Consider the following 11,643-nt stretch of genomic DNA (forward strand, 5'->3'; position numbering starts at 1 on the left):
GTTTAAAATAAATTTTAAGTATAGAATTCCTAAAATTCATAGACTCCAAATTTAGTAATTTTATACTTTTGCTGTAAAAAAACTATTTCTTGAAAAAAATACTTTTACTTTCCGATACTCATGGCCATATAGATGAAGCTATTCTTAAATATGTTTCATGGGCTGATGAAGTGTGGCATGCGGGTGACATTGGTAATTTGATAGTTACTGATACCATCAAAGCTATGAAGCCCTTGCGTGCTGTATTTGGGAACATAGATGGTACAGCGGCTCGTGCGGAATTTCCATTACATAATCGTTTTTTTTGCGAAAAAGTCGATGTTTGGATTACACATATTGGTGGTTATCCAGGTAAATACAATTCAGAGATTCGCGAAGATTTAAAAAATAACCCGCCAAAACTTTTCATTTGCGGGCACTCACATATTCTAAAAGTACAATTTGATAAGACACTTAATTTGATTCATATGAATCCTGGAGCTGTAGGTAAAAGCGGTTTTCATCAGGTAAGAACGATGTTGCGTTTTATTGTTGATGGCGATGCGATAAAGGAGTTGGAAGTTGTTGAGCTTGGTAAAAGATAGTTAGTCAATAATGGGAATTGTAATTCTAATTAAAGTGCCTTCGCCTTCCGCTGAAATTATTTTGAAAGTACCGTTCATACTATCAATGCGGGCTTTAATTTGAGTAATTCCAAAACCTGTAATGTTTTCTTTTACATTAAATCCTTTGCCATCATCTTGAATATTTATTTTCAATTTAGAGTTTTGTTCAGTCAATTTTAAAATTACGTTATGAGCATCAGCATGTTTGATAATGTTGTTTAATAATTCAGAAACAATATAAAAAAATTTAACTTCTAATTCATGATGGTATTTTCGGTTTGATGGCAGTTGACTCATAAAACGAAAATCTATAAGGGTATTTGAATGATTTTCACATAAATCTTTCAGTGCCATTTGTAATCCAAATTTCACTAATAACGGGGGGATCAAATCGTGAGATAAATCGCGTACAGTATCGTGTGCTTGTTTTAATAAGGCGCGTGTTTTTAGTAATTCTTTTCGTTGGTTCTCGTTTAAAGAGGTTTCAAAAGCAGACAAATGCAGACCTACTGAAGAAAGTGTAGCGCTCACACTATCATGTAAAACTTCAGAAATTCGGGATCTTTCTTTTTCTTGCCCATCTATAGTGGCGCTAATGATATGGTTTTGCAAATCATTTTGAAAGCTAGTCATCTTATAGCTTTGTTTTAGTTTTAAATTTTGATAAAAGAAATAAGAAATACCTCCTGTCAAAATTACTAAGGTGGCTAGAAGATAAAACACGCGTTCGCTTTTGCGTTGTTGTTCTAAAATAGCTAAATGTGCTTTTTTGTATTTGGCTTCAGTTAAGGCTAAATCAAATTGGTTTTCTAGGTTTTCGTTTAGCTTTTTATTTTTGCCAGTCAAGATTGTTTCTTGCGATTCAATGTATTGGTTGGTGTAAAATAAAGCAGATTTATAATCGCCTATCATTTCATAACCATAAGCTAGGTTGATTAATGCGTCAGATTTATTAGTTACATCATGACCTTCTTTGAGTGATTTTAAAAAATTGCGATACAATTTAATGGATTCTACATATTTTTTTTGCATTAATAAAAAATAACCGTAGTTAACAATGATGTGGTTTTTAATTTTTGAATCCTCGAGTTTACTTGTTAAGTTTAATGCTTTTTCAATGTAAATCTTAGCTTTCTCAGCGTTGCTTTGGTTGTCAAAATAATTGTATGAATTGATATAGAATTTTGCTAAATCCGTAATTTTTTTACTTTTTTTAGTGGCAAGTTCGGTTTTATCAAGATAGTATTTAGCGCTATCCGATTGAACATAGGAGTGATATCTGAAAAATGCTTGAAAGCAAGCAGCTTGAAGCGTATCTGATTTTAGTGTAGCTACAGTTTTTTTAGCTTTGTATAAAAACTTTTTTGCAGTTGTGAAATTTAAATTGGTACTGTTTATGTTAGCCACTTTTAAGTAAAAGTGTGCAAGATTGTTGCTTAAATTATGTTCTTCAGCTATTTTTCCATACTCAAAAAGTGTTTTTAAAGCATTTTCTGGATCGTTGATGTTCTCAAAAATTTCTGCTTTTTTGTGCATCATCCGGCAATAGTCAGTATATTTTTTGTGTGTTAAAAATGTACTGCACTGTTTGTTTGAGTAGCTTATTGCTTTTAAATGTTTTCCGTGTTGTAAATAATATGCAATAGAATCTGTTTTAATTTGACCGTAAATCGAATGAAAACAAAAAGATAAAAAGTAAATATGTAGAAGTTTTTTTAGCAACAGTAGGTTAAGTTTGGGTTAGATTTAGTTTGAGGGTGGGTTATTCTACTTTAACTAGGTGGTGTTTGGTGGCAAACATCACTAAGCCCACAGTAGTTTTTACATTTATTTTTTTCATTAAATTTTTGCGATGCGTTTCTACTGTATTAGGACTGATTTTTAGTTGTTCACTTATTTCTTTACCACTCATTTCTTCACATATGTAATTGAGTATTTCTAGTTCTCGATCGGTTATACTGGCAATGATTTCCTCGGTATTTTGTTCGTTAGTAGCCGTGTTGTTTACGGTGAAGAGCTGAAATATTTTTTCTTTTACCACATCTGAAAAGTATTGTTGTCCTAATACTACGGAATTGATTGCGTCTAAAATATGGTCACCCGCACATTGTTTAGTTAGATACCCACTAGCACCTAATTTTATTACTTCTTGTATTAATTTAGGGTCATCATAGCTGGATAAAACAATTACTTTGCAAGTAAATCCTTTTTCATTAAATTCTCTTAATACCTGAATACCATCTTTTTCAGGCATATTGATGTCCATGATCAAAATATGTGCATCGTTTCTGGCTACACGCTGTACAAGATTTTCGCCATTAAGGGAGTAGCCTACAACCTCGTAATCAGGGTGATTGTTTAATACTGCTAATAAACCATCTATCAATACTTGATGGTCATCAGCAAGATGAATTTTGATTTTGGTGTTCATAATCAAGTTTTTTAGTAATCAAATGTAATCCTTTTCACAGAGCCTTAAAATACCCTGATTTAATGATTTTTATATCACTAAATTTAGTGATAAAATTAGTTTTAAACAAAAAAAAATCCCGAAGCTAAACTTCGGGATTCGGTCGCACTAATAAACTAAGATGATAGGTTTATCGTAATCGATCCACAGATTTTACGAGATCTTCATCCTTCTTTATGGCCTTGTTAGCTAATACTAACAATAAGATAGATAAGATAGGTAAGAACATCCCAATACCCTTCTCAGGAGCCGGAGCTCCTCCAGATACACTTAGTGTACGATACACAAATAATCCTAGTAAAATTAAGTTTAATATCATGTTCAATCTGTTTAGTACAAATTGATTTTGTCTTTTCTTGTACGATAATAAGCTAATGACAGTAGAAGCAGTACTTAAGCCAAACAAAACGGTATAAGTCATATTGCTCATAAAATATTCTTTTACCCCGTTCAGGCTCCATAAAGGGAATATATAAGGCAAAACAGCCACTGTAATTAAAGTGAAAATTAAATATACGCTTTGTATTCTCTGAATCATAAATTGTATTATATCGATTACAAAAATATAGTTTCTTTTTGAAAAAACTATTGTTTGCTGAATAAAAATTTGTATTATTGCACTATAAATCCGTAAGCACTTCATACTACGGAACATAAGATTCAAATTAAATTACATTATTTTAATCCCAATTATTTTTTTAAGCTAACCATACTTTATGTTTGATATTTCTGTTTTAAAAGAAATGAAGCTGAACGAATTGCAAGAGATTGCAAAAGCGGCCAAGATAAAAAATTTCAAAACTCTCAAAAAAGATGAGTTGGTATATCAAATTCTTGATTTTCAAGCTTCAAACCCCGAAAAATTAACTCCTGAGGCAAATAGTGTTGCTGAAACGCCTAAGCCTAAGCGTGCCCGTTCGGTAAAAGAATCTAAAGAGGAGCAAGCTGTTGAAACTGCCGAGGAAAACCAGGTGGTAATTGAAACAGAAACAGAAAACAAAACTTTAAAAAAAGGACGTCCAAGGTTAGAAAAAACCAAAAAGGAATTGCCTGTTGCTGCAGATGAAAATACGGTTGAGCCTACTGAGGTGAAGCCTAGAAATCCAAAGTTTAGCAAGGATAAAATGAAAAATGATTCTGTTGTTACGGAAAACATTGAAAAAAATATAATTGAAGTTTCACAAACAGCCGATGTGACTGAAGTAATACAGCCTGTAGTTGCTGTAAGTAGTACTGAAGAGACTGCTATTGTGGTCGATGCTGAGACTCAAAATGCACCACAATCTAATCCAAATCAAAATCAGCAACATCAAAATCGTAACAACAATAATCAGAATCAGAAGTTTAAAAAGACAACTAATTTCAAAGAGCCTGATTATGAGTTTGATGGGATTATTGAAACCGAAGGTGTTTTAGAAATGATGCCTGATGGCTATGGTTTTTTACGATCATCAGATTATAACTACCTAGCTTCACCAGATGATATTTATTTATCTACTTCACAAATCAGATTGTTTGGATTAAAAACAGGAGATACTGTTAAGGGAGTTGTTCGTCCACCTAAAGAAGGTGAGAAGTATTTCCCTTTAATTAAAGTCTTAAAAATCAATGGACACGATCCTCAAGTAGTTAGAGACCGAGTATCTTTTGATCACTTAACACCTGTTTTTCCAACAGAAAAGTTCAAATTAGCAGAAAAACAAAGTACTATATCTACACGTATTATCGATTTGTTTTCACCTATAGGAAAAGGACAACGTGGTATGATAGTGGCACAACCTAAAACTGGTAAAACTATGTTGTTAAAGGATATCGCTAATGCTATTGCGGCTAATCATCCTGAGGTATACATGATTGTTTTGCTTATAGATGAGCGTCCAGAGGAAGTAACTGATATGCAACGTAGTGTACGTGCGGAAGTGGTAGCTTCAACTTTTGACCGCGAACCACAAGAACACGTGAAAATTGCTAATATAGTTTTAGAAAAAGCCAAACGTTTAGTAGAGTGTGGTCATGATGTAGTGATTCTACTAGATTCTATAACACGTTTAGCACGCGCTTATAATACGGTACAGCCAGCTTCTGGAAAAGTATTGAGTGGAGGGGTAGATGCAAATGCTTTGCAAAAACCAAAACGTTTCTTTGGTGCGGCTCGTAATGTAGAAAATGGAGGTTCGTTAAGTATTATTGCTACTGCGCTGACTGATACAGGTTCAAAAATGGATGAGGTAATTTTTGAAGAGTTTAAAGGTACAGGTAACATGGAGTTACAGTTGGATCGTAAAATTGCTAACCGTCGTATTTTCCCAGCGGTTGATTTAACTTCTTCAAGTACGCGTCGTGATGATTTACTTCTTGATGAAAAAACCATTCAACGTATGTGGATTATGCGTAAGTATCTTGCCGATATGAATTCTGTAGAAGCGATGGAATTTATCAATCAACGTTTTAAACAAACTCGTAATAATGAGGAGTTCTTAATTTCGATGAATGATTAAAATTAAAAGTAAATAAATTGATAAGGCACTAAAACTGTTATTTAACAGTATTGCTTAATTTTTATAAAAAGTATATTGGATTTTTTCAATATACTTTTTTTTTGTTTGCAATGTGTTGATTTATAGTTGTTTGTTAGGGGAGTGTGTTGTTTGGTTTAAATATGTTAACTGTATAACTTTATTTATTGATTATTAATAAATAATTCTTGAAAAGCATTAATTATTTGGAGGTGTAGAATTTATTCTACAGTGAAATGAGAATAGCTTTATTATTTTTGTATCATTAACATTTTAACCCAATAATTTATGAAAATGAAAAAATTGACCGTTTTAAGTGCATTATTTGTAATGACTTTGTTTTCTTGTACAAAAGAAACGGCTACTAATGAAGAAACTCCTATTGCAGAAGTTTTAGAGCAAGCTCAAGGAATCGAAAGAGACTGTGGTTATGTAGACTCTAATTGGCCTTCAACGGCAAAATTGTCTACAACACTAACTGCCGCTGCAGGTACTTCTGCTGATGCTACTTTCTTGTCTGGTCAAAACACAGCCATCAAAACTTTTTGGAGAGGTGCTACCGTAGCAGCCCCCACTTTCAGATTTGTAAACAATGGTAAAGACTGGAATTCAACGTATAACGCCATTTCGTACAGCAATGGAAAAATTTATTTTGGTGAAGGTATTTTTAAAGATGCAAAATCTAAAGATGCTACTAATTTAATTAATGTGATGATTTTAGCACATGAGTATGGACATCAGTTGCAATATGCATTCAATTTGCCTTCTAAGACAGAATCTACTGTTCGCTCAGGTGAATTAGAGGCTGATGGAATGGCAGGCTATTATTTACGTAGAGGATACGGCAAAACAAGTTTCGCGCAAATTTCAACAGCTTATGAATTTGCTGCATCTATTGGTGATAAAAACACTACTAGCTCAGGGCACCATGGTTTACCTGCACAAAGACGTTCGGCTGTACGTTTAGGATTCTTATTAGCAGATGCTTCTAATCCTAAGTTAAATGCTAAAGATTTTGATTACAATTTCTTCTATTACTACGAAGGTGTCTTAGCGGGTACTTACCGTATGGCTAAACCAGCTAATATTGATGAGGCTATTCACAGTCGTATTATGTTGCATATGGATGAGTTAATGCGCATTAAAAATGGTCAAATGTCTGATCAAGAATACTTCAATTTGAACTAAGCAATGGTTGACTCTCGATAGTGGAGTACAATTTCAAGTTTAATATAATGGGAATTTTTTTAGAATGAGCTCGATCCAGTATCGGGCTCATTTTTTTTTAGAAAGTACTTCACCTACTTTTTGCAATTTGCATTGAGGTCTTAATATTTAAAGTTTTGCACTTTTGCTAGTAATACCATTTTAGTTTTAAGCTTTCCTTTTAAAAAAGTACAATCCTTTGACACTCCTATGGTCTGCTCAAGGGAACAATCTTCAAAATTATGTTATTGGACTACAAATAATATTTTTTAGAAGACATTTGAATGTTGGTGATTTCAAAGTTAAAAGGGTGTAATATGGACTGTAGTTTTTAATTGGTATATAAATGAGTAGCGATTTATTTTCAATTTTTTAAAAAAAGAATACACAAAGTTGTGAGAAAAAAGTTGTGAGAAAAATAAACCTCACAGAAAAATTCTAACAGAGTGGTTAGAAAATGATTTTTTTTAAAAAAAATCTCACAACCCTTCAATATGACATGATTTTTGTTAGCACCTATGTATGAGAAAGAAAACAAACAGAAGGAATGAATTGCGTGAAACTTTAGGGGTTTCCCAATTAGAATTGGCACAATTGCTCAGCATTCATCCCGGTGTCATAGCAATGTATGAAATAGGACAGCGGGATTTACCTACTATGGCTATGCTTGAGTTATCTCGGTGGTACAACTATGTATTTAAAAAATTACAAGAATCGAATACATTTCCAGATCAGTTAGTATTAAAAGATGAGATCAAAGCTTTTTTAGAAAAAGAAATTCAAAAAAAGGAATTGCAACTACACAAAAGCACCAGCAAATTGACAAGTTTAGAGCATAAATACAAAAAAGCTCTTGCTAACTTGCAATTAGCTACCTATTTTGACAATGAAGGGAAGCAACAAAATTCAGATGAGCAACAAACTGCCCGATGGTTGCGTTTGCTTGCTAAAGACAAAATAAAAATAAGCGGTCCATTGCAACAACTTAAATATCAATTGCAAATTGAAAATTTGCAAAACGAATTAATACGTTTGCAAGAACTACTTTCAAGCTACCTTTAAATTTGTAAAATATTTTCACTGTTAAAACGTTGTTAAGAGGATGGTGCTTTACCTGCACAGACTTATTTTTGTAAATGGTATGCACTATGTTGCAAAAATTAATTAAATAAAAAAATGAAGAAACTTTTATTAGTTTCCTGCCTTGCGGTGGGGATGCAAGTAGCAGCGCAGAAAAAAAGTCCTGTAGCTGTCGAAAAACCTGTATTCGTGGGTTCTGTCGAGGGAATCAAAGAATATAGCTTAAAAAACGGATTAAAAATACTTTTGTTGCCTGATGCAAGCCAAAGTAATATGTTAGTCAATATTGTGTACAACGTAGGTTCAAGACACGAAGGTTATGGCGAAAAAGGAATGGCGCATTTACTTGAACACATGTTATTCAAAAGCACCAAAAAAATTTCCGATATAAAAAAAGAACTATCTTCTAAAGGAGGTAATGCTAATGGAACAACTTGGTTTGATAGAACAAATTACTATGAAGTATTCCCAGCTTCAGATGAAAACTTAAAATGGAGTTTGGAAATGGAAGCTGACCGAATGATTAATGCTACCATTTTGCAACAAGATTTAGATAAAGAATTCTCTGTGGTAAGAAACGAGTTTGAAATTGGCGAAAATTCTCCAGAGAGTGTATTGTCGGAGCGTTTAATATCTACCGCTTTCCTATGGCATAATTATGGAAATAGTACTATTGGCTCTAAGGAAGATATTGAAAGAGTAAAAGCTAAAACGTTACGTGTTTTCTATGAGAAGTATTATCAACCTGATAATGCAACCTTAGTGGTGGCAGGTAATTTTAATACAGATAAAGCGCTAGAGTATATTAGCAAATACTTTGCAACCATTAAGCGTCCTTCACGTACATTAGAAAAAACCTATACGGTAGAACCTGCTCAAGATGGTGAACGCTATGTAGAGTTAAAACGTAATGGCGATGTACAAGCCCTACAAGCAGTATATCACACCGTACCGTTTGCGCACCAAGATTATGCTGTTATTGATGCCATAGTAGAAATATTAACGGCAGATCCCTCTGGATATTTATATAAAGCATTGGTAGAAAGTCAAAAAGCATCTAGTTTGTATGCTTACCAACCTCAGGTGCGCGATGCGAGTTATTTATTATTCAATGTTGCTGTACCAAAAGATAAAAAATTAGAGGAAGCTAAAGCTATATTTTTAACAGAATTAGACAACATCAAGAACAAAGCATTTACTCAGGCAGATGTAGATAGAGCTAAAGCTAAAATCTTGAAAAGTCTTGAAAACACTCAAAATAACACGATAAACTATGCTATTGCCTTGACCGAAATTATTGGGGCAGGCGACTACCGTTTAGGACTTTTGTATCGTGATGCGATTGAAAAATTGACCGTTGCTGATGTAGAAAGAGTAGCTAAAAAGTATTTTAATGCTAACAACCGTACCTATGGTGTTTTTATTCCTTCTAAAGAAGAAGAACGTGTAAAATCGGTTGAAATTGCTGATCAAACCATCGCTAATTTAACGCAATCCTACAAAGGAAAAGCTGTTACCGAAGAAAATGTAGCTTTTGAAACTACGATTGCTAATATTAAAAACAATACCATTGAATTCCAGCTATCTACAGGTTTAAAGTATGCCATCTTGAAAAAACCAATTAAAGGTAAAAAAGTTGTGGCCAACTTTAAATTCCCAGTAAGTAATGCTGACGATTTAGCTGGAAAATCAGAACTAGGCTATGTAGTAGCTAGAATGCTGAAATCAGGAACGACTACTCAAACCAAAGAGCAAATTCAGGATGCATTGGATAAAATGAAAAGTGATATTACCTGCTACTTTTCAGGACAAACGTTGCAGGTACGTGTAAACACGTACGAAGAACATATTATTCCTACATTCAATTTGCTTCAAGACTTATTAACTAACTCGGTATTTCCTGAGGCGGAATTGGCTAAAACCATTACAGAAGATAAGACACAAATAGAAACCTATAAAAACGATCCTCAAAATGTAGCTTTTGAAACTGTAGAACGTAAAGCAAATCCTTATGCCAAAGGACATATTTTTTATCTGCCTACGCCTGATGAAAAACTAGCAGCCTTAAATACGATTACAAGAGAACAGTTAGTAACGTTTTATAAAACTATTTTAGGTTCTAACAATGGTTTTGGTACCATCGTGGGGAATGTCAAAGAAAAAGAAGTTAGTGACTTAGTTAACAAGACATTTGGAAGTTGGACTTCTAAATCGACTTACAAAAAAGTTCAACCTACTAATTTTGCTTCACAAAAAGGAATCGAAAAAATTGTAATTCGTGATAAGGAAAATGCTGCAGTAGCTGGTAAAATCAATTTTGTAATGGATACTAAGCATGCCGATTACCCTGCAATGTTGATGGCAAATGAAATGTTTGGTGGTGGTTTTATGACTTCTCGTATTCCGATGCGTTTAAGAGAAAAAGAAGGTATTTCGTATGGTGCTGGTTCATATCTTGAAGTTTCTACTGATAATGATGCCTCTTCGATAGGTTTCTACGCATTTTTTAATCCAACGAAGTTAACCAAAGTGGAAGAAGCTATGACAGATGAAATCCAAAAAGCTGGTTCAAGCAACGGATTTACACAAGCAGAGTTTACTAGCGCTTTAGGAGGTTGGAAAAATCAAAGAAAAACCGATTTAGGTTCCGATAATTACCTGATGAATTTGATTAACAACAAGCTTAATCACGGAACTCCACTGGAAGACTTTGATGCTTTAGAAGCTAAAGTAGACCAACTTAAAGTGGAACAAATCAATGAAGTGGTTAAAAAATATATCACTTTAGACAAAGCCCAGTTTATTTATTCAGGAGATTTCAAAAACTAATCCTTTTGCATAATATCTGACAGAAGCTGCCTTTTTTGGGCAGCTTTTTTTATGCGGTAAAGTCTCAAAAATGTACCCTATTAACCATCTGGCATGAACCACGCAAAATAATTACGCAGTCCCTTTTTTATTTTGTTTCTTGATAAATCATTTGGGTATAAAACGAAAAGTATTAAATTTGAGAAACATGCAAACTAAACTACGAAACAAACTACATGAAGTCGCGCTGGAGAAAAATGTAGAAATCCTCTATGCGGTCGAATCCGGCAGTCGCGCCTGGGGCTTTGCCTCGTCTGATAGCGATTACGACATCCGTTTTATCTACAAACACGACCTGGCGTATTACCTATCCCTTTGGGAACAAGCTGATACCATCGAGTTTATGACCGTCGATAAGTTAGACGGTAGCGGTTGGGATTTACGGAAAACCGTAAGGTTATTAGCAAAATCCAATGCACCTTTGCTCGAGTGGCTCTATAGTCCTGTGGTATATTATGAAAATACGGCTACTATTGCGCCCCTGCGTGCGCTTGCTGCAGACTGTTTTTCGCCCATAGCCTGTTTGCACCATTATCTAGGTACCACTAAGAAGTTTATGGATGCCTGTAACCAAGACCAAGTAAAGCTCAAGAGTTATTTTTATGCTTTACGCACGGCTCTAGCAGGAACATGGATTATAGAAAAGAACAGTTTTCCTCTTGTAGCTTTTAAGGAATTGCTACCTATAGCTCCACCAGTAATACACGAAAAAATAAACGAATTGCTGGAAATAAAAGCCAACCAAGACGAAGACTATTGGCATCCTAAAGAAGAAATAATAACTAACTTCCTACTAGAAACGATAGCGTTTAATCAGGAAAAAGCGAGTGGGCTAGGGAGCGGGAAGAAGAGAAGTGAGGAGTTGGATGGGGTGTTTAAAGGAATTATTCAATAAAAG

At 34.1% G+C, this 11,643-nt stretch carries 9 protein-coding genes; 6 read left to right on the forward strand and 3 right to left on the reverse strand.

What is annotated here, in order from left to right; genetic code table 11:
- Positions 1 to 89 precede the first annotated feature (89 nt).
- The gene (locus tag ACQY29_RS10230; RefSeq protein WP_428225084.1) at positions 90 to 584 is read left to right on the forward strand and encodes a metallophosphoesterase family protein; all 495 of its coding nucleotides are present in this window, start codon (positions 90 to 92) and stop codon (positions 582 to 584) included.
- Here ACQY29_RS10230 and ACQY29_RS10235 read toward each other — a convergent pair whose 3' ends face one another.
- The 3 genes from ACQY29_RS10235 to ACQY29_RS10245 form a co-directional block, all read right to left on the reverse strand.
- Complete coding sequence (locus ACQY29_RS10235) at positions 585 to 2,144, reverse strand: ATP-binding protein (RefSeq protein WP_428225085.1); 1,560 nt, start codon at positions 2,142 to 2,144, stop codon at positions 585 to 587. It lies immediately after the preceding gene.
- Positions 2,145 to 2,367: 223 nt separating this feature from the next.
- Positions 2,368 to 3,036, reverse strand: coding sequence for a response regulator (locus tag ACQY29_RS10240; RefSeq protein ID WP_428225086.1), 669 nt, complete (start codon positions 3,034 to 3,036; stop codon positions 2,368 to 2,370).
- A gap of 169 nt (positions 3,037 to 3,205) precedes the next feature.
- Positions 3,206 to 3,613 (reverse strand): DUF4293 domain-containing protein, encoded by a 408-nt coding sequence (locus ACQY29_RS10245; RefSeq protein ID WP_428225087.1) that lies wholly within the window; start codon positions 3,611 to 3,613, stop codon positions 3,206 to 3,208.
- A 178-nt stretch (positions 3,614 to 3,791) separates the two neighbouring features.
- Between ACQY29_RS10245 and rho the strand changes: the two genes are divergently transcribed.
- The 5 genes from rho (at position 3,792) to ACQY29_RS10270 (ending at position 11,640) form a co-directional block, all read left to right on the forward strand.
- Positions 3,792 to 5,573 carry a transcription termination factor Rho gene (rho, locus tag ACQY29_RS10250; protein ID WP_428225088.1) on the forward strand — a complete coding sequence of 594 codons (1,782 nt, stop codon included), beginning with the start codon at positions 3,792 to 3,794 and terminating at the stop codon, positions 5,571 to 5,573.
- Positions 5,574 to 5,879: 306 nt separating this feature from the next.
- Positions 5,880 to 6,779: a metalloprotease gene (locus tag ACQY29_RS10255; protein WP_428225089.1), complete on the forward strand. Its 900-nt coding sequence runs from the start codon at positions 5,880 to 5,882 to the stop codon at positions 6,777 to 6,779.
- Between the two features lie 540 nt (positions 6,780 to 7,319).
- Complete coding sequence (locus tag ACQY29_RS10260) at positions 7,320 to 7,859, forward strand: helix-turn-helix domain-containing protein (protein WP_428225090.1); 540 nt, start codon at positions 7,320 to 7,322, stop codon at positions 7,857 to 7,859.
- A gap of 114 nt (positions 7,860 to 7,973) precedes the next feature.
- Positions 7,974 to 10,706 carry a M16 family metallopeptidase gene (locus ACQY29_RS10265; RefSeq protein ID WP_428225091.1) on the forward strand — a complete coding sequence of 911 codons (2,733 nt, stop codon included), beginning with the start codon at positions 7,974 to 7,976 and terminating at the stop codon, positions 10,704 to 10,706.
- A 187-nt stretch (positions 10,707 to 10,893) separates the two neighbouring features.
- Positions 10,894 to 11,640: a nucleotidyltransferase domain-containing protein gene (locus ACQY29_RS10270; protein WP_428225092.1), complete on the forward strand. Its 747-nt coding sequence runs from the start codon at positions 10,894 to 10,896 to the stop codon at positions 11,638 to 11,640.
- Positions 11,641 to 11,643: the final 3 nt, after the last annotated feature.

Source organism: Flavobacterium sp. (genome assembly GCF_965262375.1).
In the GTDB taxonomy this organism is placed as follows: domain Bacteria; phylum Bacteroidota; class Bacteroidia; order Flavobacteriales; family Flavobacteriaceae; genus Flavobacterium.